This window comes from Nodosilinea sp. LEGE 06152 (genome assembly GCF_015207525.1).
Classification (GTDB): Bacteria; Cyanobacteriota; Cyanobacteriia; order Phormidesmidales; family Phormidesmidaceae; genus Nodosilinea.
In genome coordinates, this window is record NZ_JADEWR010000007.1 from 153,121 (window position 1) to 177,975 (window position 24,855).

25 protein-coding genes are annotated in these 24,855 nt (G+C 58.5%); 14 read left to right on the top strand and 11 right to left on the bottom strand.

Annotation, left to right across the window (positions count from 1 at the left end; genetic code table 11):
- Positions 1–511 precede the first annotated feature (511 nt).
- The 6 genes from IQ265_RS11760 (at position 512) to IQ265_RS11785 (ending at position 4,253) form a co-directional block, all read left to right on the top strand.
- Positions 512–1,306, top strand: a complete 795-nt coding sequence (locus IQ265_RS11760; RefSeq protein ID WP_194053649.1) for a hypothetical protein — start codon at positions 512–514, stop codon at positions 1,304–1,306.
- Positions 1,307–1,396: 90 nt separating this feature from the next.
- On the top strand, positions 1,397–1,819 hold the full coding sequence (locus IQ265_RS11765; protein WP_194053651.1) for a hypothetical protein: 423 nt from the start codon (positions 1,397–1,399) through the stop codon (positions 1,817–1,819).
- A gap of 77 nt (positions 1,820–1,896) precedes the next feature.
- Entirely contained in the window at positions 1,897–2,412 is a 516-nt protein-coding gene (locus IQ265_RS11770) for a hypothetical protein (protein WP_194053653.1), read from the top strand.
- Positions 2,413–2,601: 189 nt separating this feature from the next.
- Positions 2,602–3,153: a DUF411 domain-containing protein gene (locus IQ265_RS11775; protein ID WP_228037824.1), complete on the top strand. Its 552-nt coding sequence runs from the start codon at positions 2,602–2,604 to the stop codon at positions 3,151–3,153.
- Positions 3,154–3,165: 12 nt separating this feature from the next.
- Positions 3,166–3,774 (top strand): 2OG-Fe(II) oxygenase, encoded by a 609-nt coding sequence (locus IQ265_RS11780; protein WP_194053655.1) that lies wholly within the window; start codon positions 3,166–3,168, stop codon positions 3,772–3,774.
- A gap of 230 nt (positions 3,775–4,004) precedes the next feature.
- A complete protein-coding gene (locus IQ265_RS11785; protein ID WP_194053657.1) occupies positions 4,005–4,253 on the top strand; it encodes a hypothetical protein in 249 nt (82 codons plus the stop codon).
- Positions 4,254–4,260: 7 nt separating this feature from the next.
- On the opposite strand, the gene IQ265_RS11790 is transcribed toward IQ265_RS11785, so the two are convergent.
- Positions 4,261–5,862, bottom strand: a complete 1,602-nt coding sequence (locus tag IQ265_RS11790; RefSeq protein ID WP_194053659.1) for an NAD(P)/FAD-dependent oxidoreductase — start codon at positions 5,860–5,862, stop codon at positions 4,261–4,263.
- A gap of 257 nt (positions 5,863–6,119) precedes the next feature.
- On the opposite strand from IQ265_RS11790, the gene IQ265_RS11795 reads away from it, so the two are divergent.
- The 3 genes from IQ265_RS11795 (at position 6,120) to IQ265_RS11805 (ending at position 8,637) form a co-directional block, all read left to right on the top strand.
- Positions 6,120–6,623: a hypothetical protein gene (locus tag IQ265_RS11795; RefSeq protein ID WP_194053661.1), complete on the top strand. Its 504-nt coding sequence runs from the start codon at positions 6,120–6,122 to the stop codon at positions 6,621–6,623.
- Between the two features lie 118 nt (positions 6,624–6,741).
- Positions 6,742–7,995 carry a sodium:proton antiporter gene (locus IQ265_RS11800; RefSeq protein WP_194053663.1) on the top strand — a complete coding sequence of 418 codons (1,254 nt, stop codon included), beginning with the start codon at positions 6,742–6,744 and terminating at the stop codon, positions 7,993–7,995.
- Between the two features lie 117 nt (positions 7,996–8,112).
- Entirely contained in the window at positions 8,113–8,637 is a 525-nt protein-coding gene (locus IQ265_RS11805; RefSeq protein WP_194053665.1) for a 3'-5' exonuclease, read from the top strand.
- Between the two features lie 7 nt (positions 8,638–8,644).
- Here the strand turns inward: IQ265_RS11805 and IQ265_RS11810 are convergent, their stop codons facing one another.
- The 3 genes from IQ265_RS11810 to IQ265_RS11820 all read right to left on the bottom strand — a co-directional run bounded on the left by IQ265_RS11810 (position 8,645) and on the right by IQ265_RS11820 (position 12,009).
- A complete protein-coding gene (locus IQ265_RS11810) occupies positions 8,645–9,199 on the bottom strand; it encodes a cupredoxin domain-containing protein (RefSeq protein WP_194053667.1) in 555 nt (184 codons plus the stop codon).
- Between the two features lie 110 nt (positions 9,200–9,309).
- On the bottom strand, positions 9,310–11,565 hold the full coding sequence (locus tag IQ265_RS11815; RefSeq protein ID WP_194053669.1) for a heavy metal translocating P-type ATPase: 2,256 nt from the start codon (positions 11,563–11,565) through the stop codon (positions 9,310–9,312).
- A 249-nt stretch (positions 11,566–11,814) separates the two neighbouring features.
- Entirely contained in the window at positions 11,815–12,009 is a 195-nt protein-coding gene (locus tag IQ265_RS11820; RefSeq protein WP_194053670.1) for a heavy-metal-associated domain-containing protein, read from the bottom strand.
- Between the two features lie 202 nt (positions 12,010–12,211).
- Between IQ265_RS11820 and rpmG the strand changes: the two genes are divergently transcribed.
- The 3 genes from rpmG to IQ265_RS11835 are packed head-to-tail and all read left to right on the top strand — an operon-like array spanning position 12,212 to position 14,700.
- Positions 12,212–12,400, top strand: a complete 189-nt coding sequence (gene rpmG, locus IQ265_RS11825) for a 50S ribosomal protein L33 (RefSeq protein WP_072015960.1) — start codon at positions 12,212–12,214, stop codon at positions 12,398–12,400.
- A 9-nt stretch (positions 12,401–12,409) separates the two neighbouring features.
- Positions 12,410–12,625, top strand: coding sequence for a 30S ribosomal protein S18 (gene rpsR / locus IQ265_RS11830; RefSeq protein ID WP_017298240.1), 216 nt, complete (start codon positions 12,410–12,412; stop codon positions 12,623–12,625).
- A 35-nt stretch (positions 12,626–12,660) separates the two neighbouring features.
- A complete protein-coding gene (locus tag IQ265_RS11835; RefSeq protein WP_194053671.1) occupies positions 12,661–14,700 on the top strand; it encodes a ribonuclease R family protein in 2,040 nt (679 codons plus the stop codon).
- A gap of 61 nt (positions 14,701–14,761) precedes the next feature.
- On the opposite strand, the gene IQ265_RS11840 is transcribed toward IQ265_RS11835, so the two are convergent.
- Entirely contained in the window at positions 14,762–16,210 is a 1,449-nt protein-coding gene (locus tag IQ265_RS11840; protein ID WP_194053672.1) for an MFS transporter, read from the bottom strand.
- A gap of 274 nt (positions 16,211–16,484) precedes the next feature.
- Here IQ265_RS11840 and IQ265_RS11845 point away from each other — a divergent pair, with 274 nt between their 5' ends.
- Positions 16,485–17,528 (top strand): aromatic ring-hydroxylating dioxygenase subunit alpha, encoded by a 1,044-nt coding sequence (locus IQ265_RS11845; protein ID WP_194053673.1) that lies wholly within the window; start codon positions 16,485–16,487, stop codon positions 17,526–17,528.
- Positions 17,529–17,622: 94 nt separating this feature from the next.
- Here the strand turns inward: IQ265_RS11845 and grxD are convergent, their stop codons facing one another.
- The 3 genes from grxD to IQ265_RS11860 form a co-directional block, all read right to left on the bottom strand.
- Positions 17,623–17,946: a Grx4 family monothiol glutaredoxin gene (grxD, locus tag IQ265_RS11850; RefSeq protein WP_194053923.1), complete on the bottom strand. Its 324-nt coding sequence runs from the start codon at positions 17,944–17,946 to the stop codon at positions 17,623–17,625.
- A 56-nt stretch (positions 17,947–18,002) separates the two neighbouring features.
- On the bottom strand, positions 18,003–18,257 hold the full coding sequence (locus IQ265_RS11855) for a BolA family transcriptional regulator (protein WP_194053674.1): 255 nt from the start codon (positions 18,255–18,257) through the stop codon (positions 18,003–18,005).
- 138 nt (positions 18,258–18,395) lie between these two features.
- Positions 18,396–18,971, bottom strand: coding sequence for a hypothetical protein (locus IQ265_RS11860; protein WP_194053675.1), 576 nt, complete (start codon positions 18,969–18,971; stop codon positions 18,396–18,398).
- A 181-nt stretch (positions 18,972–19,152) separates the two neighbouring features.
- Here IQ265_RS11860 and IQ265_RS11865 point away from each other — a divergent pair, with 181 nt between their 5' ends.
- Entirely contained in the window at positions 19,153–21,258 is a 2,106-nt protein-coding gene (locus IQ265_RS11865; protein ID WP_194053677.1) for a S8 family serine peptidase, read from the top strand.
- Between the two features lie 9 nt (positions 21,259–21,267).
- Here the strand turns inward: IQ265_RS11865 and IQ265_RS11870 are convergent, their stop codons facing one another.
- The 3 genes from IQ265_RS11870 to gatA form a co-directional block, all read right to left on the bottom strand.
- The gene (locus IQ265_RS11870; RefSeq protein ID WP_194053679.1) at positions 21,268–21,882 is read right to left on the bottom strand and encodes an exopolysaccharide biosynthesis protein; all 615 of its coding nucleotides are present in this window, start codon (positions 21,880–21,882) and stop codon (positions 21,268–21,270) included.
- A gap of 210 nt (positions 21,883–22,092) precedes the next feature.
- The gene (locus IQ265_RS11875) at positions 22,093–22,941 is read right to left on the bottom strand and encodes an alpha/beta fold hydrolase (protein ID WP_228037826.1); all 849 of its coding nucleotides are present in this window, start codon (positions 22,939–22,941) and stop codon (positions 22,093–22,095) included.
- A 344-nt stretch (positions 22,942–23,285) separates the two neighbouring features.
- Positions 23,286–24,731, bottom strand: coding sequence for an Asp-tRNA(Asn)/Glu-tRNA(Gln) amidotransferase subunit GatA (gene gatA, locus IQ265_RS11880; RefSeq protein WP_194053681.1), 1,446 nt, complete (start codon positions 24,729–24,731; stop codon positions 23,286–23,288).
- Positions 24,732–24,855: the final 124 nt, after the last annotated feature.

Genomic DNA, 24,855 nt, shown 5'->3' on the forward strand with positions numbered 1-24,855 from the left:
TGGCTAGAAAACCTGCTAATTTTCCATACCGCTAGCGCGCGTCCAACGGTAGAAACAGCCGCAGCTGCTCCCTGGCTCCTCTGGGACGGCTGCGCCAACAGCTTCGTTCAGGGTGCGGCTATTTTCAGAGTAAGTTCGGCTCTATATTTGAAGTTTTCTCGCCGCCAAAACGAACTTTTCAACCTAAAGCTAGTTTATTAGGGACATCTTCAAACTTTAAACTATTGAATCTTTTATTGATGTATTTAGAATATTAAAATCGAGCTTAGCTTCTGTGTTTTGAGCTGCTTATTTTGCCGCCCAAATCTGCTTTGCTTAAACAAGCTGAGAGCCAAAAATCTCCTCCTTCTCATCAGCCGGACTCCCTCTAATGAGCGATGAAGCTGGTCTGGTCAATCGGCTAGAACGGTAAACAACGCAACAGTTGCCGCCAGTTCTACTAGCGTTTTCGACGTTTTGCTTTTTCGGTTTTGCAACGGTTGCTGGCTTCGCACAAAGGAGGAAGCACTCTATGGCTTCACAACACAGACGCGCGGTGGGAATTTTTCCCGATCGCCCCAGAACAGCCTCTGCTTTGCAGGCGTTGAGCGACTCGGGCTTTGCCATGAGCCACGTGTCGGTTATTGCCAAAGACCCGGAACAGCAAAACGCGATCGCCGGAGTCAAGGTCACCGATGAAGCAGGTAACCAGGCCGACACAGGCGGTACCGTCGGTGCCGTCACAGGCGGCGTGCTGGGCGGTGTAACCGGGTTACTGGTGGGCCTAGGCACGCTGGCGATTCCCGGAATTGGCCCAGCCGTGCTGGCCGGAGAAGCGGCTACAGTATTGGCGACGCTGGTGGGCGGTGCAGCTGGGGCTGCCGCTGGTGGCCTGGTGGGTGCCCTGATTGGTATGGGCATTCCTGAGCACCGGGCCAAGCACTACCGCGATCGCGTGGCCCAGGGCGACTACCTGGTCATGCTCAAAGACACTGAGCCTGAAATCGCCCGTGCCGAGCGCACTCTCAAGGCCGCTGGCATTCAAGACTGGGGCGTTTACCAGGCTCCCGACGACGCGTTTAGCGCTGGCTCACCCAACGCCACCTTCAGTGGGGATCCTGCTATTTCTGGCAGCGGTCTTCCGGGTGGGGGGCTTCCGGGCAGTGGCCTTGCTGGCGACGGTCGCGTGTCCGCTGGCCGAGACAACCCCTATAACCAGGTTGATCACCCTATGGATCAAGGCTATCCCCACGAGGAGAGGCCCCGAAAGGGTGTACCCCCGGTGACAGGTTTACCCCATGCCTCTAACCCCGTAGAGCCCCGGTAAAGCCCTTGGCAAAGCCATAGACTCACTCAGCCCACTTGGCCAACTCGGCCACGTCAATGCTTACAACTGCACCCGTTGAGGAAAAATTCCGTGAATATTTTGAAATCTATCCGCCTTGGGGTGATTGCCCTCTGCCTGGGCGTTGTGTTGTTTACCACTAGCGCCTGTGGTACCGCCACTCAAACCCGCACTGGCACCGGGCTAGCCCCCACCGCTTACAGTCAACTCGAACGCAGCGATACCGCTAGCGGCGAGAACTACGGTCGCTGGGTCATGCAGACCGCTCGAGGTCTCATCAGTGACGCCTATGTGCGCGACAACGACAAGCTCGGCGTGGTTATTTCGCCGGACATAGCGCCTCGGGAAGTAAAACCCTTAGCCCAATCGCTGGTGCAGGGTTTCCACAAAAAGTTTCCTAACCGCGATCTAAGCGTACTGGTTTACGCTCCCGACAAAGAGCTGATTTTGACGGCCAATTACGACGACACGACCCAGCAGGTCAAGTATCAGTAAGCGGTTTCCGTTGTGATTAGTTAGCTAGTTCAAAGAAGTCCATTTTAAGAAATTTAAGAAAGAGTGGGACAAAAATTATGAGCAGCAGCAACGACTATAAGCGCCAGATTATGAATGATCTGGCCGGTGGTAATGTCGAAAGCATTAACAGCAAATCGACTCAGCCCGAGCGCGAGTACGCCAACTTCGACGATTTCGCCAAGCGCTCGTCGCGTGAAGAGCGCCGGGAGCTAGGCCGAGGGTTTCACCCCGATCGCATTCCCTCTAGCCAAATGGAGCCCGAACTGCGCAAGGCGATCTCCCAAATTAAGCCTCAGGAACGCGACGATGTCGCCCGCGACCTGTTTAAGCACCTCAAAGAGCGCGGTCTGAGCGATCGCGATCTGGAGAAGCAATTGGGCCTCTCGACCCACCACGCCAGCCGCATGAACGAAGACGACGTTACCAAGCTAGCGTCCTTCACCTACCACAGCCACCCCGATATCTTCCAGGATGTACTGGCTGACCAGCCCGGCATTATGAAGTTCTTTAGCAACCCGCTGGTGGGTGCCGCCGTGGGCGCGATCGCCGCCAAGTGGCTGGGCAAGCGCTAGATTACCTCAGCGCCGCTTGTCCGTAGCGGCCCTTAACAGAATCGCCAAACGGGCTGCTGGGTTACTCATCCTGGCAGCCCGTTTGGTGTCTCATCCTCAGCCATGGCGGCATTGCGGGTTTCTAAATATGTCTAACCACCACAGTTAGCGCCAGCTGCCCTTAGGCCAGAGGTATCCTGAGAGTAAGGCATGCTGATTTTGCACGGAGAAAAGTATTTGATGAATCGTTGTGGTTTACTCAATCGGTTGCTGGTTAGCATGCTGGTGGTGGCGATCGCGCTGCTGAGCCTCCTCACCGCTCCGACCGCCGCTGTAGCTGCTGAATTTGTCCAGCCCAATCTGCCCAAGCTAACCGTGTACCGCAGCCCTACCTGCCGCTGCTGTGGCCACTGGGTTGACCACATGAGAGCCGCTGGATTTGAAGTGCAGGACGTGGTCACCGAAGACATGGCTGCCCTCAAGGCCCAGTACGGAGTGCCAGAAGCGGTAGCCTCTTGCCATACCGCGATTGTCCACAGGGAAAGTTCTTCGACTAACTCCTCGGGCTACATAATCGAAGGCCACGTACCGGCGGCCGATGTGCAGCGCCTGCTGAGTGAGCAGCCCGACGTGCTCGGCATTGCGGCCCCAGGTATGCCCATGGGCTCTCCCGGCATGGAAATGGGCGATCGCGTCGACCCCTACACCGTTGTCTCGTTTACCCAAGCGGGCGAAACGGCAACCTTTGCCGAGCACCCCTAAGCGCCCTACCCGATGGCCTACTATCGCTGCCAACCCCAGGCTTTTGCCGTTCCCTACCTCCACAACCTGAAGGGGGCGATTCAGTCGTGCCGCTACTTTGCCACCAACAATCTCAACCGCGATTTTGTCGCCACCAAGGGTTTCTCGGTGGTGTTTACCCAGGCGGGGCGGGCCGAGGTCGATCGCCAGTTTCCCTACTTCAAGCCCTACCTCGACCAGGCGCTACTGCCCGACTGCAACGCCTTCTACCTCAACCCGCTGCTGCTAAAGCAGGGCTCGCGGGTTGACCCGCACGTCGATCGATCGCTGCGGTCGTACTGCAAAACCATCGACCCGCCCGATCAGGTGAGCGTGCTCTACGTGCAGGTACCCTCCGACCTGGCCAGCGGCGAACTGGTACTGCAGCGAGGTCGGCAGCGGGTAGCGCAGATTCGCCCCCAAACGGGGCTACTGCTGCACTTTCAGGGCAACCTGACCCACTCGGTGAATGCAATGGCCAGCGCTGGCAGCCGCCTCAGCCTGGTGTGCGAACAGTACGCCCTCGATGCCGATACTCTCTGGGATATTCCTGAATTTTTAATCGAGTCTAGAACCCTCTCTGCGGCTAAATCGAGAGCTTAGTGCAGCGTCAATGCTAAAAACTAGGGTTCTCGTAGGCTGGGAGAACGAAGTGGAACCCAACAGCAGTCAGTCTTGTTGGGTTCTGCTGGCCCGCCACCCAACCTACAAATTTAGTCTTGACAGCCCCCTAGGCAAGGCCTAAAGACTGTTCGCCAAACGCCACTCTGTCAGCGATGACGACGGTTTGAGCCAAAATCAGTAAGCTAGGTCCATAGTATTGAGCTGCGGTAATGAGTTTGATTCAAGAAATATTTCTCGAAAGCGACTGGGAAGAGGTTGAACAGGCTCAGGCCGCCTGTAACGAACGGGCCACCCAGCTGCGGGCCGAGGGCCATACCTGTACCTGCACAACCCTCTACCGCATCACCGACGGTCGGCGCGTCTTTTTGCTCGAGGCGCAGCACCCCGACATGCTGGAGCCAGAAAACAAGCCCTCCCGGCGCAAACCGCCCTCGCGGCGGCCCACCCAGAGAAGTTGAGCCAGCATTAACCCTTAACCAAGCTGAGGGCAACGGCCTCGGCCACCCGAATACCGTCAATACCGGCAGACAAAATGCCCCCGGCGTAGCCCGCCCCTTCGCCAGCGGGGTACAGCCCGGCGGTATTGACGCTCTGAAACTGCTCGTTGCGCTTGATGCGAATGGGCGATGAGGTGCGGGTTTCGACGCCGGTGAGTACGGCATCGGCCATGGCAAAGCCGTGGATCTGGCGATCGAAGGCAGGAATGGCCTCGCGAATGGCGGCGATCGCATACTCCGGCAGGCTCTCGCTCAAATCCCCCAGCTTCACCCCCGGCTTATAGGACGGAATTACCTCCCCAAAGGCCGTCGACGGGCGCTGGGCCAGAAAATCGCCCACCAGCTGCCCCGGTGCCTCGTAGGTGCCGCCGCCCAGGGCAAAGGCTCCCTCCTCCAGCCGCCGCTGGAGCGCGATGCCCGCCAGCGGCCCCTCGGGGTAGTCGTCTGGGGTAATGCCAACGACGATCGCGCTGTTGGCATTCGACTCGTCGCGGGCGTACTCGCTCATGCCGTTGGTCACCAGGCGGCCCGGTTCTGAGGCGGCCGCTACCACTTTGCCGCCGGGGCACATGCAAAAGCTATAGACCGTGCGCCCGTTTTCGCAGTGGTGCACCAGCTTGTAGTCGGCAGAGCCAAGGCGGGGGTGCCCGGCCTGGTCGCCCAGGCGGCAGCGATCGATCAGCGCTTGAGGATGCTCAATGCGAAAGCCAATCGAAAAGGGTTTAGGCTCGATATACACACCGCGTTCGTGGAGCATTTCAAAGGTGTCGCGGGCGCTGTGGCCCACCGCCAGCACCACGTGGTCGCTGGCGATGTAGTCACCGTTTTCCAAGCGCACGCCGCGCACCTGGCCCTGGTCAATATCAATGTCTTTAACCCGGTGCTGAAAGTGAATCTCACCCCCCAGGGCCTCGATATTGGCCCGCATGTTCTGCACAATTTTGACCAGGCGGTAGGTGCCAATGTGGGGCTTATTGACGTATAAAATTTCGGGCGAGGCTCCGGCATTGACCAGCTCGGTGAGCACCTTGCGACCATAGTGGTGGGGGTCGCTGACCTGGCTGTAGAGCTTGCCGTCTGAAAAGGTGCCCGCGCCGCCTTCGCCAAACTGAGCGTTAGATTCGGGGTTGAGGGTTTTCTTTAGCCAAAAGCCAAAGGTATCAACGCTGCGATCGCGCACCGCCTTGCCCCGCTCCAAAATAATCGGCCGAAACCCCATCTGCGCCAGCATCAGCCCCGCAAACATGCCGCACGGCCCCATGCCAATCACAATCGGGCGGTTCTCAAAGCCCGCAGGTGCCTGGGCCACCGAACGGTACGTCGTATCCGGCGTGGGCACCACGTGGGGGTCCTTTTTGAACCGCTTCAGCAGCGCCTTTTCCTTCGGCGTCTCGACATCCATAATGTAAACGAGGCTAATGTTGCCCTTTTTGCGCGCGTCGTAGCTGCGCTTAAAAATGCTGAAGTGGTTCACATCTGCCGCCGTCAGGTGCAGCTTCTTGAGAATGGCCTCTTCGAGGGCGGCTTCGGGATGGTCGAGGGGCAGTTTGATTTGGCTGAGGCGTAGCATACAGAGTCGCGAAAGGTCCCAGGCAGCGCAGAAACCGATCATGCCACACTGGCTTGGAGTTCTGCACAGCCACGGCGGTCAACGATCGGCCTAGAAGGCCATCGTCCGTCAGGAATAGTGGGCCTGAGCGCTGTAGAGGTGAATATCAACCAAATTTAAGCCCAGATGTGGAGTTTTACCGGTAGGAAAGCTCCCGATCCGAGCTGAGCTTGGTAGAGAACATTATTTTGAGCGGCGCTTATAAAGGATAGGTCACGATGAAATTAACGTTGGGCTGGGCTTTACTGGGCAGTTTACCCCTGAGCCTGTTGAGCAGTCTGGGGTCAGCAGCCTTTGCCAACACCATGGAACTCAGCGTGTTACCGCTGCTGAATGCACCAGCGGCAAACTGCCCCGAACGTATCGTTGCCCACGAAACCATGCAGCCCTATTTTGAAGGCGGCTTTGCCACCAACGGCATGATCAAACTGCGCGACATTGCCACCCATATTCAGCTCTCCCAATCCGATCGCTTTAGCACCACCTGGGTGGGAACGCTCAGGCCCGAGTACCGCAATTGCCAGGCCTCCGGCGCTATGCTCAGCATTGATAACGAGGACTTTGAAGGGCACTCCTACCTGCGAGTGCAGCTGGCCAACGGTCAGGTCAAAGCCATTCTCGATATGACTGGCATGAGGGATGCCAATGGGCTGACGACGGCGATTACCTTTAAAGGCCTGCGCGACGGTAACCCCCGCTGGACCTGGGGCGGCACCGACTAAAACTTCCCCCAAATTTCCCCCACGATGGGACAGGGAAAGATCTACCTGAGGTTGCACTGGGGGATTGAATCTAGCTCCTACAGTGAAGGGACGGTTGATTTCCCTGCCTAAAATATTTGTGGATATTTACATTCTCGATCTGCTTGTCATTGGCCTGGTGCTGCTAGCCGTTACGTTAGGGTCTGGATGGATTGGTAGGCTGCCCCTGTCCTACGCCTTGATTTATTTAATCGTAGGAATCCTGCTCAGTCCCTACGGGGTTAACCTAATTCGGGCGCGGCCCGATGCCAATCTATTAGAGCGGCTCACAGAGATGGTGGTGCTCATTTCTCTGTTTAGCTGCGGCCTGAAAATGAATCGCCCGATCAAAGCCTGGGCGTGGAATTCCACCATTCGGCTGATTGGCTTTTTGATGCCGCTCTCTATTTTTGCGATCGCGGCGATCGCCCACTTTTTCCTCAAGCTGGAGTGGGGAGAAGGCATTTTGCTGGGGGCAATTTTGGCCCCCACCGACCCGGTGCTGGCCTCTGAAGTGCAGCTGTACGACCCCAAAGACCGCGATGAACTGCGCTTTGGCCTCACCTCAGAGGGCGGCCTCAACGATGCCCTGGCGTTTCCCTTTGTCTACTTTGGCTTGCACTGGCTGAAGGATGACAACTGGCAAAACTGGTTCACTCAATGGGTGATAGTCGATCTGGTCTGGGCGATCGCGGCGGGGCTGCTGGTAGGAATTGTGGTAGCTAAAGGGGTTTGTTGGGTAGAGCATCGGGTCGAAAAGGGCCACGCCGTTGACGACTTAATGGAAGATTTTGTCGGGCTGAGTACCATTCTGCTGAGCTACTCTGTGGCCGAACTAGCCCACGGCTACGGCTTTTTGGCTGTTTTTGTTGCCGGGGTCACCATGTACCAGCACTGCGAGAATACAGAGCGATCGGCCTCGCGACTGCGGTTTATGGAGCGGCTCGAAAAACTATCTGAAGTAGGCATTATCTTGCTGCTGGGGTCGCTGCTGCGCCACGAACCTATGCTGCGCTTTGCCGGCCCCGCCCTGGTGATCGCAGGCTCACTGTTATTTGTAATTCGTCCTCTGGGGGCGTGGGCTAGCACCATTGGTTCGCCCGTTCACCCTAGCACACGCTGGCTATTTGGCTGGTTTGGCATTCGCGGCGTCGGCTCGCTCTACTATCTAACCTATGCCCTCGGTCAGGGCCTAGAGGGCGAAACCGGCGAACTGATCGCCTGGCTAACGCTGATTACCGTTACCCTCTCAGTGGCGCTGCACGGCATCACCTCAACGCCCATAATGCAGTGGTACGAACGCAACATCGAGGGCAACAATGCCTTAGAGAAAGAGCTTCCCAACCTCGACTGACCCCCGGTCACCTCAACCGATCGGGGTCGCGCCTGTCAATAAGCATTGCAACGAGCAGCGATCGAGCTGGTGCCAAGTGGGTATCCTAGCGGAGGCTCTGCCCGGTGAACCTGCCCCATGACCACCTTCGTTGCCCTCGATTTTGAAACCGCCGATCGCTACCGAGATAGCGCCTGCTCGATCGGCCTAGTGAGGGTCGAGCGGGGGGAGGTGGTCCACAAAGCCCACTACCTGATTCGCCCCCCACGGCGGCAGTTTGAGTTCACGCACATCCACGGCATTAGCTGGCAGCAGGTGGCCAACCAGCCCAATTTTGCCGAACGCTGGCCTGAGATAGCGGCAGTGTTAGCCGGAGTTGACTTCTTCGCCGCCCACAATGCCGCCTTCGATCGCAGCGTGCTCCACGCCTGCTGCCGGGCCTCCGACATTACACCACCGCTGCCAGAGTTTGTCTGCACGGTCAAGCTAGCGCGCCAGGCGTGGAATATCCGCCCCACCAAGTTACCCAACGTGTGCGACTACCTGGGCATACCCCTTAACCACCACGATGCGCTGTCGGATGCCGAGGCTTGCGCCAAAATTGCCATTCTCAGTCTGAGACATTCCGTGAACGCCTCAGCCCCAGCCGGGGTGCCAAGGTAAATACCCTCTACGCCGCCTGAGTCGCCCCAGTACCATTGGAACCACCTGCCCCAGAGCGCACGTTTACCGTGCCGCGAAACATATTCATGCCGCAGGTAAACTCGTAGCGGCCCGGTCGGGTAGGCGTAAACTCGATCGCCGTAGTCTGATTTACGGGCAGGTCGCGGGCAATGCGAAAGTCAGGAAATCGCACCGCCTCTAAACAACTGCTGGGGTCTTTGCGGTAAAAGTTGAGCCGCACTGGCTGTCCCGCCTCTACCACAATCTCGCTAGGGTCGTAGCCACCATCGACGGTAACGGTGATTTCCTGCACGCCGTCGGTGGCGCTGGCCTGGCGCGACCTGGGCTTGCTGAGCAAAAACCACCACAGCTCTAGCCCAATCAGACTCAGCCCCGCTCCGGTAACGGCCACCTTAGACCACAGCGGTTGCTCGATGCGCTGAAACTGCCCGGTTTGTTCAGCCATACCATCGTGGGGCATCTGCGCCAGGGTGCCGGTGGCGAGGCCGATCGCTAGGCCCAGGCTGGTAAAACTCATAAGGAGGAAAGGTCGAATGTTCATAGCACATGCCTGTGATGGATTGGGCAGGGAGGATGGAGGGATGGGGGGATGGGGGGAAATTCAAAGTGCAAAATGCAAAATCTTGAACCTTGAATTTTGCGTTTATCCCCTCATCTCCCCTGTAGCCTGGGCCGAAAATTTCGCAGCCGCAGGGCGTTCGTCACCACTGACACCGAGCTAAAGGCCATCGCTGCCCCGGCGATGATGGGGCTGAGCAGCCAGCCAAAGATGGGGTAAAGAATGCCCGCCGCGATCGGGATGCCCGCCACGTTGTAGATAAAAGCAAAAAACAGGTTTTGGCGGATGTTGGCCATGGTGGCGCGGGAGAGCTGAATGGCCGTCACAATGCCGTGCAGGTCGCCGGAGATCAGGGTGATGTCGCTGGCGGCGATCGCCACATCCGTCCCTGTGCCAATCGCCATCCCCACATCCGCTTGGGCGAGAGCAGGCGCATCGTTAATGCCGTCACCGACCATCGCCACAACCTTGCCTTCCCGCTGCAGGGTTTCGATTTGAGCGGCTTTTTGGTCGGGGCGCACCTCAGCAAACACGCGGGTAATGCCGACTTCGCGGGCGATCGCCTCGGCGGTGCGGCGGTTGTCGCCGGTCAGCATCACCACCTCCAGGCCCATGCGCTGTAGGGTGGCAATGGCGGCGGCAGAGGAGGGCTTGACCGCATCGGCAATGGCCAAAATCGCCTCTACTTTGCCATCTACCGCCAGCCAAACCACGGTGCGGCCCTGAGATTCCAGCTCCTCCCACGGATTTTGCAGGCGTTCGGTCGCCATACCCAGCTCCTGCATCCATCGGTGGGTACCAATCTGCACCCGCTGCCCAGCAACGGAACCCTGAACACCGCTGCCAGCGACGGCTTCAAAGGCTTGGGGATCCTCTAATGTCACCCCTTGGGCCTGGGCGTAGTTGACCACAGCTTCCGCCAGGGGGTGCTCAGAGTTGCGCTCCAGCGTTCCGGCCAGCTTCAACAGGTGCAGTTCGGTAGCGGTACCGTTCACGGTTACATAATTGGTCACCGTCGGCTTGCCCTGGGTAATGGTGCCGGTCTTATCCAGCACGATCGCCTGAATGTTGTGGGCCAGCTCCAGGCTGTCGGCCCCTTTGATCAAAATGCCGTTCTCGGCCCCTTTGCCGGTGCCCACCATAATTGAGGTCGGCGTGGCCAATCCCAGGGCGCAGGGGCAGGCAATAATCAGCACGCCCACGGTGGTAATCAGCGCCATGGTAATGTTGCCCATAACGTTGTACCAGACGATGAAGGTGAGAATAGCGATCGTGATCACCGCTGGCACAAACCAGGAAGTAACCCGGTCAGCCAGCTTTTGAATCGGCGCTTTTGACCCCTGGGCCTGCTGCACCAGCCTGACGATCTGAGCCAAAAACGTGTCTTTGCCCACGCGGGTAGCGCGAAACTTGAAGCTGCCGGTTTTGTTCAGCGTTGCCCCAATCACCTCGTCGCCGACGGTTTTCTGCACGGGCACGCTCTCGCCCGTCACCATCGCCTCATCCAGCGTGGATGCGCCGTCAACAATCTCGCCGTCGACAGGAATCTTTTCTCCAGGCCGCACCAGCACCACGTCGCCCAGCACCACCTCGGCGATGGGAATATCCACGGCCTGGCCCTGGCGAATCACCCGCGCGGTTTTGGCCTGCAGGCCGATCAGCTTGCGAATCGCCTCCGAGGTTTGGCCCCTGGCCCGGTTCTCCAGCAGCCTACCCAGCAAAATCAGCGCGATAATCACCGCTGCCGCCTCAAAGTAAACATCCGGGTTCAACCCCTGGTCAATAAACCACTGGGGGTAAAACGTGGGGAACAGCGAGTAGAGAAAAGCCGTGCCGGTACCCACCGCCACCAGCGTATCCATACTGGCCGAGTGGCGCTTAAAGGCTTTCCAGGCGTTGATAAAGAACGCGCTACCGGCCCAAAACAGCACGGGTGCCGTCAGCACCAGCTGCAGCCAGGGGCTGTGCAGCCACATCGGTATAAATGGAATCGGCAGGCCTGTCATCATCGGCAGCGAGCCAATCACCAAAATACCGCCGATCGCCAGACTAAAGACAGCTTTGCGGGTGAGCTGGCGGTTTTCGGCCTCGCGCTCCCGACGCTCGGCATCATCTTCTGGGGCCAGCACGTCGTCTTGCAGCGGCTGAGCAGTATAGCCCGCCTCATCCACCGCCGACTGAATTTGGGCCAGGCCGGTGCGCTGGGGGTTGTAGGTCACAGCGGCCTGCTCAGCCCCAAAATTGACGCTGCAGGTCTCGACCCCAGGCACCGTGCGAATGGCAGCTTCGATGTTGCTGGCGCAGGCGGCACAGCTCATGCCCCGCAGTTTGAATGTTTGAGTTTCCATGGGTGCTTTCTAGCGCATCGATGCAAAATGGCTGAAAAACCGATTTCTGGGCCACGGCCCTGGTGTGTCGTCAGGACTCAATGTGTAGTCAACGTGTAGGTTGAGTGAAACGCAGTGGAACCCAACACCAGCAAGGGTTTTGTTGGGTTCTGCTAGCGCGCCACCCAACCTACGAAAGGCTTGATTTTATTCCTGACGTTGCACTAGGAGATAGGCATGCTGGTCTGGAAACCGGGTTGTTGTGCTGGCTTAGGCAACGGTATAGCCAGCGTCGGTAATGGCCGCCTTGACAGCCGCCTCTGAGACGCTACTGTCAACACTCACCTGCTTGGTTTTGGAGTCGGCACTCACCTGGGCCGTCGGGTCGATCGCCTTAACCGCTTTGGTTACGGTTTCTTCGCAGGCGGAGCAGGCCAAATTTGGCACCTTCAGTTCAATCGTCATCACAGACCTCTAAGCTCTCAATAGCTACATTCTGAAGCTTCTAGCTGGCTGTAGAGTCAAGGGTTAGGCCCAATAAGTTTTGTGCTTTTCCCCGTTTTTCCGGATCACGACCTGAATCATAATTGGCGAATCTGGGCCAGCTGTGAAATAATAGAAGGCTGTGTCTTAATTTTTTGCCCGCCCTATTTTCAGGTGAACTGTCATGGCTAAAGGCGTCCGCCTCGTCATTACCCTGGAGTGCACAGAGTGCCGGACTAACCCGGACAAGCGCTCCAACGGTGTATCGCGTTACACCACCCAAAAAAACCGTCGCAATACGACGAACCGCATTGAGCTGAAGAAGTTCTGCACTCACTGCAACAAGCACACTGTCCACAAAGAAATCAAGTAATTATCACCCATGGCCTACTTCCGTCGTCGAGTATCTCCAATCAAGCCCGGAGACCCAATTGACTATAAAGATGTCGATTTGCTCCGTAAGTTCATCACCGAGCGCGGCAAAATTTTGCCCCGCCGCATCACCGGCTTGACCGCTAAACAACAGCGGGATCTCACCACTGCCATCAAGCGTGCCCGCATTATTGCCCTGCTGCCCTATGTGAATGGGGAAGGCTAGGCTAGGCTAAAGATGGCGATCGCTAGGGTGTTGGCTTGGTTGACAAAGGAACGCTAGTCGAATTTAAGCACCAGGGGCAGCCCCGTTTGGGGGTAGTAGACCGGCCCGAGGGCAAAAAAAACTGGGTGGTTGTCGACGAGCGTGGTCAAGCCCACACCCTGCACCCGCGCGACTTCATCTACGAGGTCGTCGGCGATACCTACAAACCTGCTGATATTGGCCCCTTTGCCGCTGAGGCCGAGTCCTACATCGATCCGTCCAGCTTGGAGATCGCCTGGGAGTTTTTGAGCGAAGCCGGGGAGTCTGCCGACCCGGCAGCTTTGGCGCAGCTATTGTTTTCAGAACAAACCCCCCCTTTTTGCTACGCGGCCCATCGGCTGCTGGCGGAAGATAAAGTTTTTTTCAAGCAGAAGGGCGATCGCTACGAACCCCGCCCCGCTGCCCAGGTTGACGAACTGCGCCTGCAAATCGAGCGCGAAACCCAGCGCCAGCAGGAGTGGGAGTCGTTTATGACCAAGGCTCGCCAGGGATTGGCGGGTGAAATAGTAGATTGGGACAAGGGTGATCGCCCCCGCCTCGAAACCCTTGAACGCCTGGCCCTGTTTGGCGATGAGTCGAATCAGCGCCCCCAGGCCGTAGAGATTCTTAACGCGTTGGGTAGTGCCCCGACAGCGGCGGGCGCATTTGATACCCTAGTGGCACTGGGACTGTGGAGCGTCCACGAAAATCTGGCTCTACGGCGTAGCCAAATTCCCAGTCATTTTTCTGAGGAAATCCTTACTATGGCGCAGCAGCGTCTTCAGTCTCCGCCACCCGACCCCGATGCCCAACGGTTAGACCTCACCCACCTCAAGGTTTACACCGTAGACGATGCCAGCACCCAGGAAATCGACGACGGCCTCAGCCTGGAAATCTTAGAAGACGGCACTCAACGCCTCTGGGTTCACATTGCCGACCCGACCCGCTGGCTGCTGCCCGGCGATGACCTCGATTTAGAGGCGCGTCGCCGCTGTACCACGGTCTACCTGCCCACCGGCATGATTCCCATGTTCCCCATGGAGCTGGCGACCGGAGCCATGAGCCTGATTCAGGGCCAAACCTGCTGTGCCCTCAGCTTTGGCATCACCCTCACCGCCGACGGCGACATTCAAGACTACCAAATTCACCCCACGCTGATTCGCCCCACCTACCGCCTCACCTACGACGACGTCGATGAAATGCTAGAGCTGGGCATTACCGCTGAGCCAGAGCTACAGGGATTGGCCCACTGGGCCAAGGTGCGAGGTCAGTGGCGACTGACCCAGGGAGCAATCAGCATCAACATGCCCGAGTCGAGCATCAAGGTGTCTGAGGCCGAAGACGACATTGTGATCGAGGTATTCAACGACTCGGTGGCGCGGCAAATGGTGGCCGAAATGATGATTTTGGCCGGCGAAGTCGCCGCTCGCTACGGCCAAACCCATGATTTAGCCATTCCCTTTCGCAGCCAGCCCCAGCCCGAACTGCCCTCCGATGAAGAGCTGATTTCGCTGCCCACGGGCTGGGTGCGCGATTCTGCTATTCGCCGCTGCATGACCCGCAGCGAAGTGGGTGTTACCCCCAGTCGCCACGCCACCCTGGGGCTAGACAGCTACAGCCAGGTGACCTCCCCCATTCGCCGCTACCTCGATCTGGTCACTCACTTTCAGCTCAAGGCCCACCTGCGGGGCGAGCCGCTGCCCTTTTCGTCAACTGAGGTGACCGAGCTGGCGATCGGGGCCAGTTCTGCCGCCTACGAAGCCACCTTAGTCGAGCGCCAAACCAAGCGCTACTGGGCTTTAGAATACCTACGCCGTCACCAGGACCGGGTTTGGGAGGTAATGCTGCTGCGCTGGCTGCGGGAAGACGAAGGTCTGGGGCTGATTATGGTCGAAGACTTGGGCCTGGAGCTGGCCATGCGCTTCAACCGAGCCGTGGCGCTGGGCGAACAGCTGCAGGTGCGAGTCAGCCACGCCAGCCCCCGTCAAGACGTTATTCGCTTTGAAGAAGTAGCCCCCGAAAGTGAAGAAGCGGCGGCGATCGCCACAGCGGGTTAGAGCATCCCTTGGTCGATCTCAGCGGACAGTTTGTAGCGGATAGGGGTACTTGCTAAACCCCTTAAACAGTGCGCTCAGGGCTAGCTGAATCCACTGTCTCTGCCGTTTTTGCCGTTGCCGTATCCACCCGAAAGGCAACGGTCACCAGCGCCGCTGCGACACACAAAACCGCCAGTAGCACCAGCGTCGGTGCCAGCCCCAGCGCCTGCTGCAAAACCGGCAGTCCTAATGTGCCAACTACGGCCCCGCCCTTGGCCACAGCTGCCGCTAGGCCCGCTCCGCTAGCGCGAATTGCTGCCGGAAAGACGGCCCCTGAGAGTAAGAAAGTGGTGGCATTGGGGCCAGCATTCATCAGCAGGTTAAACAGCAAAAAGCCCTCAAAGACCAGCTCTAGGGCCGCGCGGCTGCTCTCAGGCAAGGCTGTTGAAGCAGCCAGCAGCCCCAGCCCCACCGCCATACCCAAAAAGCCGGTAATTTGCAGCACAATTGGTCCCAGGGGCTTCACCAGCAGCAGCGCCAGCAGAAAACCGCCGATTAAAAACAGATCGACCAGGGCTGAGCCCTGGGCCGCTGCCAGGGTTTGGGGCATCAGACCAGTAGACTGACTAAAGGCCAGCGCGCCCAAAATAACCGGGGTAAAAATGCCCACCCCGTAGGTAGCGATATCCTGCAAGAACCAGGGCACCGCCGCCAAAATAGTTTGGCGGCGGTAGGCCGGAGCGAATAAATCTGGGTACGAGAGGGCAGGGGTAGCGGCGGTGGCAACGGCCTCGGGTACCAAAGTAATTGACTGTTCCAACAGCACCGAAGCGGCCGCTGAAGCCGCTCCACAGTCTCCTTTAGCTAATAGGTAAGCTGGGCTTTCCAGGGAAACCCGTAGCCGCAGCAGCGCTACCCCGATCGCCAGCACTACCCCGATCGCCAGCATCCAGCGCCAGGCATAGTGAATAGCCATCAGGTCGTTGCTGGGGTAGGCCCGGTTAAAGGTTTGCATGACTAGAATACCGGCGATCGCCCCCAGCAGCGCCCCCACCGCCTGAAACGAGAACGCTCCAATTACCAGCCGGTCGCGATGGCGGGTAGGAACGTTTTCAACGATATAGGCGACGCTGATTGGGTAGTCGGCCCCAATGGCAACACCTACCAAAAAGCGAAAGGCCACCAGCGAGGTCAGGTTCCAGGCTAGAGCCGTACCGGCGGTTGCCACCACAAAAAGAATCACATCTGCCACCAGCATGGGCTGGCGACCGACCCTATCGGTCAGGGGGCCGAGGGTGAGGGAACCGACTAGCGACCCGGCGACGGCAGCCGAGGCCACGAGCCCTACCGCCGCTGGCCCTAGGCTAAAGTCACGCTGCAGAAAGGGCAGCGCCACCCCAATGATAAAGAAATCAAACCCGTCAAGGGCGATCAGGCTGGCGGCCAATAGCCACAGCACCACCATAGGGCGCGTAATGGCCGAGCGATCGAGGCGCTGCTGAAAGTCAGCGGGCAAAGTGGCTAGAGACATCGGGTTAGGCGTTGATTTGGGTTTATAGCCTTCGCCACCAGGGTTGTGACACTTTTTGCAGCAAATTAGTGGCGATCGCTATCTGCCAGGTCGCTAACTCCAGTTTGGCGATGGGCTATTGAACCTACCCTCAGCGACCTAGCCAGAGCTATACCCTAGCAAGCTCCGGCTCCTGCGGCCTGCCTCCCAAGCTGTATTGCCAGTGTCAGACGTAGGGTTATTGGGTCTGCTATTGCTGACTAAAAGTTTTTTAGTCGTAATCTTGAACGCAACCATGCTAGATGCAACCATGGCCCACCCGCAGATTTACCCCAGGGGATGCACCTTTACCGAGTCCGACTGGGACGCGCTTTATCCCTTCTGGTACCCCATTGCCTTTAGCCGCGACGTGACCGACAAGCCGGTAACCGCTACCCTGCTCGACCAGCGGCTGGTAATTTGGCGCACCAGCGGCGGCCTTTCGATCGCCAACGATATCTGCCTGCACCGGGGTGTGCCCCTCAGTATGGGCTGGGTGACAGGCGATGAGCTGGTGTGTAAGTACCACGGCTTTCACTACTCCGCCGATGGTCAGTGCGTCAAAGTGCCCGCCAACCCCGAGGCCAGCATTCCGAAAAAGCTGTGTCTCAAAACCTATCCGGCCCAAGAGGCCTATGGTCTGGTCTGGACGAACCTCAGCGGCGGCGGGCAATACTCCCTGCCCGCCCTGCCCGAGTGGAACGACCCCGAGTACCAGCAAATTCTGCCCGATGCGGTAAATCTCAACGCGGCGGCGGGGCGACAGATAGAGGGCTTCTTAGACGTGGCCCATTTCGCCTGGGTGCACACCAAAACCTTCGGCGATATCAATAATCCGGTGGTGCCCCGCTACGAAGTCACACCCACCGAGCACGGCCTACGGGCGGAATACTTCAGCACCGTGAGCAATTTTCCTAAGGCAATGCAAGACCGTGCTCCGGCAGATTTTAAGTGGCTGCGGGTGTTTGAAGTGTTTTTGCCTTTCACAGCGCGGCTCACGGTGCACTTTCCGGGAGAGGGACGGCTGTGCATTCTCAACGCGGCCAGCCCGGTATCGGCCCGTAAAACTCGTGTCTTTGTGCCCATCTGCCGCAACTTCGACAAGGACATGCCCTTAGAGCCGGTGTACGAGTTTAACTACCAGGTGTTTGAGGAGGACAAAGAGGTCGTAGAAGCTCAATATCCCGAAGATCTGCCCCTGGACATGGCCGCAGAGTCACACATCGGGGCCGACAAAACCTCGATTACCTACCGCCGGGGGCTGCGATCGCTCGGTCTCAGCGCTACCTATACCGCCTAGCTTGCAGGCGTTGGGTTTCTATAGGGTGGGCAGTGCCCACCCTACACGGGCTGAGATTTTGAGCAAAGGAAGAATCTCCTTTGCCAGGCCTCTCCTAAGACGCCATTGCGATCTCAACCATCTCCTGGAGCTTGCCGTTTTGGTACAGCTCAATGAGAATGTCGGAGCCACCGACAAACTCGCCGTTGATATACACCTGGGGAATAGTAGGCCAGTTGGAGTACTCTTTAATGCCCTGGCGAATTTCTGGGTCAGCCAGCACATCAACCGTTTCAAAGGGCACGCCCAAAACGTTGAGAATTTGCACCACGTTGTTGGAAAAACCGCACTGGGGCATGAGCTTGTTGCCCTTCATAAACACCATGATGGTGTTGTTTTGCACCAGCTGGTCGAGTCTTTCTTTAGTTGCCGAGTCCATAACGTCGATACCTTGCAGAATGGGGTTAAACGGTTGAAGCAAAGAAAAATTTAGGTCTAGGCGCTTTGAGCAGCCCAATCTTCTGGGGTATATGTCTTCAAGGCTAGCGCATGGATGGCTTCGGAGGACATGGCCTCGCGCACCGCCTTATACACCAGCTGATGCTGCTGCACTAGGCTACACCCCTCAAACTGCGACGATACCACGACCACTTGGTAGTGGTCGCCGCCGCCAGTTAAATCTTGCACCTGCACGCTGGCGTCGGGGAGCCCAGCTTTAATCATGGCGCTAACCTGATCGGGAGTAATCATGACGGAGTTTCCTTGTGGGACAGGTAGCTGGGGTACTCAAATCCCCTAATCCCATATTGCCAGGAGCAACGCCCACTAGATAACCCCAGAGGCATTGAATCTGGCTATAGGTGATCGAAAAAAGGGCTGTTGTATCGCCTACTCGGCTGGCGTAGCGGGTTCGGCGGGGGTGGTGGCGGCCCGGCCAGCGTAGGGCTCATCGACAAAACCGAGTTCAAATAGCTGTTGATAGGCGCGCTGCCCCAGCTCACGAGTCGGCTGCTGACTGCGCAAAATTTCCATCAGCAGGGGTACCGCTTCGTTGGGCTGATTTTGCGAGCGGTAGACCAGCGCCAGCTGGTACGATGCCTGGTCGCGCAGCTGAGCCGTTTCAAGCGCTTTTTCGCGGTTGCTGCGGTTGATCTGGGTGTCAACCCCGACAAACATCTGGGCCAGCTCTTGATAAAAGGTCGAAATTTGGTTGAAGCTGTCTCTGGCCTGCTTGAGCTTTTCTTCGGCCAGGTCATAGTTTTGCTCAGCGATCGCAGCGCTGGCCTCGGTCATGAGCTGCTGCCCCGCAGCAATACTCAAGGAGCTGCTGGCCTGATTAAGCGGGCGTACCGGGTCAGCTTGGGCCAGAGCTGCTCCAGACATCCCCCCTACCAGGGCTACAGTTAGCGCAGCGGCGGCCCAACCGCCCACGGTATAACGCAAAAAACGAGGAGAAGCGACCATGAATACGAGGGGGTGAGGGACAACTAAACTGAAAAACACTGGGGTATCTTATCATCTCGGTATGGCGCAGTGCCGGTTTTGGGGCCAGTCGGGCAACTGCCCCAGGGGTTCTCCCCAGCGCCATAACCTTGTCACAGACTGTTTCGCTGACGAAAAGTTCCCGCCGCTGGCTCAATTACCCATGACCGCATCTCCTGCCGATCCTCGTGTGCCTGGCGACGGCCCCCGCCGTGCTTTTTGGGGAGAAATTTTGCAGCGCGGTGGCGAGGAACTGCTGTTAGAAAAGGTGCCGACTCGGTTTACAACTCGCCTCAGCGCCCCTGCCGCCCTGGAGCCCCTGCGCCAGCGCCTTAACCCCATTGCGCTGCGGGCGGTAGCCGGGGGGGAGCTGGTGGAATGGCAGGTGACCGCAACTGACCTCGAAACCGCCCTGGCCACCGCCCGCCGCAACCCAGAGGTGCTGTTTGCCAGCCACGTGTACCGTTTGGCCGACAGCCCTCAAACCTGGGTTTACCTGACCGATCAGCTCACGGTGCAGTTCACCCCTGAAACGGCCGCCCCCGCCATCGACGCCACCCTCAGAGACCTGGGCCTAGCGATTGAAAAACCCCTGGTGGGCATTCCGAATACGTTTGTGGTCAGAGCCACCTCAGCCGCTACCGAAAACCCTATCAAGTTAGCCAACCGACTGATCGCCTTGAATGGGGTGCTGGCGGCAGAACCCAACCTGGCGATCGAAACCGGCAGCCTCTACCGACCTACAGACGATCGCTACCGCCAGCAGTGGCACCTCTCCCACAACGGCGGAGCCAATCTGGCGGCGGGGTCGCACATCTTTGCCGAAGCCGCTTGGGATATTACGCGGGGAGCGCGATCGGTGGTAATTGCCGTCAGCGACGACGGCTTTGACCTGAACCACCCTGACCTCCAGGGTGTGGGCAAGCTAGTGGCCCCGATCGACCTCCAAGACAAGGACGCCCTGCCCCTGCCCACTAAGCAAGATGAGAACCACGGCACAGCGGTGGCGGGCCTGGTAATTGGGGAAGAAAACGCCATTGGTATTGTGGGGGTGGCCCCCGGCTGCGCTTTTATGCCGATTCGCACAACGGGCTTTATCGACGATCGCTCGATTGAGCAGCTGTTCGATGAGGCTGCGCGCCGGGGGGCAGCGGTAATTGTCTGTAGCTGGTCGCCCGCGACCAACTATTTTCCGCTCACCCTGCGGCAGACCAACGCGCTGACGCGGGCCGCCACCACCGGACGCAACGGCAAAGGCTGCGTAATTGTGTTTTCGGCGGGCAACGCCAACCGCCCGGTCAGCGGCACGATCAACGAAATTCAGTGGCCCCCCAACACTCTCAGCGGCTCCACTCGGTGGCTGAGCGGGTTTGCCATTCACCCCGATGTGATTGCGGTATCGGCCTCAACCAGCCTGGGCACTAAGGCCGCCTACAGCAACTGGGGCGAACATATTGCCGTGGCCGCCCCCAGCAACAATGCGCCCCCCAGCATGGCCCTGCCCCAGGTGGGGAGCGTGGCGACAGGCCCGCCGCTGCGGCAGTATTTGCCGGGCTTGGGCATGGTTACCAGCGATCGCACCCAGGCAGCTGGTTACTCCAGCGACGATTACACCAATGCCTTTGGCGGCACCTCTAGCTCCTGCCCGGTGGTGGCGGGGGTGGCAGGGCTCATGCTCTCGGTCAACCCCAACCTAACGGCCCGGCAGGTGCGCGAAATTCTTCAGGCTACCGCCGACAAACTGGTCGATCGCACCCCTGACCCCCAGCTGGGCCTACAGTACGGCACCTACAATGCCAACGGCCACTCCCAGTGGTTTGGCTATGGCAAGGTGAATGCGGCCGCAGCGGTGCGCGAGGCCCAGCAGCGTGCCTTTGCCGGTCGGCAGCTGGGTCGAGTAGTGCAGCAGCAAAACCAAACTTCGGCAGCGGTTCCAGACAATCAGCCCAGCGGGGTAGAGAGCAGCGTGGCGATCGCGGCTACCGGCACCGTTAGCGATGTGCAGGTAGCGGTTAGGGTTGACCACGCTTTTTTGGGCGACCTAAGCATGAGCTTAGTTGCGCCGGGCGGCACTACTGTACTCATTCAAGGCCGTACCCTGGGCCGACAAACGGAGCTGCGCCAGATTTACAGCTTGCAAACAACCCCAGCCCTGATGCGGCTGATTGGTCAACCGGCCCAGGGCACCTGGCGACTGCGCGTCGTAGACAGCGCCCCCAGTGCCACTGGCACCCTGCTGAGCTGGAGCCTAACCCTAGGCGTCAGTTAAGGAAGCCAGCTAGCGCTGCAGCAGAAACTCAATTCCGGTTTTGACCGCCTCGTAGCCAAACAGCAGAATTAGCGTGGTCAGGCTGCCCCCCAGCAGGCACAGCACCAGGCCGCCCAGACTGATGATGCCGTCGTCGTCGAGCAGACCGAAGCCGGTGACGAAAATACCCATGGCGGGCAGCGTGTTGGTGCCTGGGATGGGGATCATCATCGAAATCGACATCAGCGCGATCGCAATGCCCAGCACGGTACGCCCCACCAGGCTAGTGCATACGGGTGTCAGGCGAGGCCGAGAAACCGCCTCCAGCCGCCGCAGCCAGGGACTGCCCGCCTTGACGATCTTTTGCACCGAAACCAGGTCAAACTGCTTGTGGTTCCAGCCCTCTGGCATCCAGGGGCGAGTGCGCCCGGCAATTAGCTGTACCGCCAGCAGAAACATCACAATGCCAAAGGGGGTTGAGTAGCCGGGGGCGGGCACCGGCAGAGCCGAAGGCAGGGCCAGCAGCACAAACAGAAAACCAAAGGTGCGCTCTCCAGCCAGGGTGAGAATCTCTTTCAGGGTCACCTGGGGCTTGCCGACCTCTTCAAAGAAGTAGCGGTTAAGTTCTGTAGAAAGACGGGCCATACAAGGTTCTATAGGGAAATGAATAAGGATTAGGGCAGTAGCCAGCGGGGGTTGGCACCCGTTGCCGAGTCTGCCCCCGGATAGCTAAAAGCGATCGCCGATAATTAGGGCGATCGCTTTATAGCTATGGCCCTAACGATAGCAAATTCATGGAAATCCCCAGCCCAGGAGCGATGGGTTTTACGCCAGCTTTGCAAAGCCACCGGGCGCTCAGTGCTGCACCAAAACATGGTCCTGCAAAAATTGACGCAGTCGTTGGTCAAACTCGTCGCCCGCCCAGTTGGGCAGATCATTGTGGTCAGCATTGGGTACGAGCCATAGAGCCTTTGGTCCACCACTGGCGCGATGGAGGGCTTCACTCATGAACGCTGGCACCGAGCCATCGGCCAGGCCATGCAGGTATAGCGTAGGCACCTTCAGACGGCTGACCTTAGCCAGTGAGTCAAACCGCTGGTTGAGTAACCGACTGACTGGAAACCAGCGGTTGTACGAGGACAGAGCGGCCATATCGCCCATAGAGGTGAATGACGCTTCTACCACCAGGCCCGCCAGGTGAGGAATGCGGCTGGCTAGCTCAATGCCAATTGCCCCACCCAGGGAATGGCCATAGACAACCAGATGGTTGGGCGCAACGTGCTTTTCGTGCTGCAAAAACTGCCAGGCCGCCAGGGCGTCTTCGTAGAGGCGTTGCTCATCGGGAAACGGCCCTGAGCTGAGGCCAAAGCCCCGGTAGTCGATCGCAAGGACAGAAGCACCCAGCGATCGCAGCTGAACAGCCTTGCCCAAATTGCTAGAGACATTCCCGGCGTTGCCGTGGAGGTACAGAATAGTCAGCTCATCGCCATTGTCTGCTGGCAACCACCAGCCGTGTAGCTGCCCACCACCCTCAGCCAGCGGAATCCACACATCGCTGTAGGCCAGGCCAAAGGCACTTGGGGTAGCCCCCATGGCAGGGCTGGGTAGATACATGAGCCGCCGCTGCGCCAGCCACAGCCACCCACACAGCAAAAGATAAATAATCCCTACAATGCCCAGAACACCAGCAAGAAATTTGAGCATGGACATGGAGGAGGGAGGGTAGAGAGAAAGTAAGTAGAGGGATAGGTGGGGAACAGAAGCAATCAGCAACGCCAGGAACACCTAAATACTTGCTCTTCATTATGGAGGATATGTTCTATATACCCATGCTCCCCTGTGACGATTTTTTAGTCACTAAAGGTTTGGATAAAGACTTCCGGCGGTAGAAGCGCCCCAACCAAACCCCCTCGTCCCAGCCCAGCGATCAACACCCTAWATCGCCCATCCWCCCCCTTTATCCCCACGGGAGACGCTAGCGCGTTGGCGAAGCCTGTCCACAGGACGAACGACTCCGCTCAGGGACCATACCCCATCCACCCACTCCCCTACCCTGGCACCCGCTGATGCCAATCCGTCGCCTGCTCGTAGGCATAGCCCACCTCAAACAGCAGGTCTTCGCGCAGAGCGTTACCGATCAGCTGCAGACCAATGGGCAGGCCCTGGTCGTCAAAGCCGCAGGGCAAACTTAGCCCCGGCAGCCCGGCCAGGTTGACCGGGATGGTCATCAAGTCGCCCAGGTACATGCTGAGCGGGTCATCGACCTTCTCCCCGGCTTTGAAAGCGGTAGTAGGGGTGGTAGGGCAGACCAGCACATCCACCTGGCTAAAGGCAGCCTCAAAGTCCTGTTTGATTAGGGTGCGCACCTTCTGGGCCTTGAGGTAGTAAGCATCGTAGTAGCCCGCCGACAGCGCGTAGGTGCCGATCATGATTCGGCGCTTGACCTCAGCCCCAAAGCCCTCGGCGCGAGTTTTGGTGTACATCGACATCAAGCTGTCGCTGTTGTTGCGGTTGCCGTACTTGACCCCGTCGTAGCGGGCCAAATTAGACGAAGCCTCTGAGGGGGCGATGATGTAGTAGGTGGGCAAGCCGTAGGAAAACCTGGGGCAGGAGATGTCTTGAACTTCAGCCCCGAGATCTTTGAGCTGCTGAATAGCTTTTTCGACCGCCGCTCGAACAGCGGGGTCAATGCCCTCGGCGGCAAAGGTTTCGGTAATGATGCCGACCTTACGGCCCTTGAGATCGGTTTTGAGGCACTGGGTGTAGTCAGGAATTTTGACATCCAGGCTGGTAGAGTCTCTGGGGTCGTGGCCTGCAATACCCTGAAGCAGCAGAGCCGCATCCTCAACGGTGGGGGTGAGGGGGCCAATTTGGTCGAGGGAAGAGGCAAAGGCCACCAGGCCAAACCGCGACACCAGGCCGTAGGTGGGCTTGAGCCCGACCACACCACAGAACGCGGCGGGCTGACGAATTGAACCACCCGTATCCGACCCCAGAGCCACCGCGCACTCTCTAGCGGCCACGGCAGCGGCAGACCCGCCAGAGGAGCCGCCGGGTACACGGCTGACATCCCAGGGGTTGCCGGTGAGCTGGTAGGCCGAGTTTTCGGTGGAGCTGCCCATGGCAAACTCGTCGAGGTTGGTTTTACCCAAAGCGATCGCCCCCGCATCTCGCAGCTTCGCAGTTACCGTCGATTCGTAGGGCGGCACGAAGTTCTCCAAAATTTTTGACGCGCAGGTGGTGCGCACTCCCTGGGTACAGAGGTTGTCTTTAAGCGCGATGGGAATACCCGCCAGCATACCAATCTCTTCGCCAGCGGCAATGCGGGCATCTACCTGGGCCGCCTGGGCCAGGGCCTGCTCACCGGTAACCGTCAGGTAGCTGCGAATTTGGGGTTCCAGGGCTGCAATCTGGTCAAGGTAGCTCTGGGTAATCTCCACCGCGGAGCGTTCTTTGCTGACCAACTGTTGATGCAGGGCGCGGATGACAGACATGGGACTCCTTAACAACTGAATCTAGATCGACGGGTCTGGGGCAACTTCTGATGACGACAAAAGGTAACGGATACCAAGGTATCAGTATAGGAAGGATAGGGCGCGAAACACAGTTTTTAGTTGA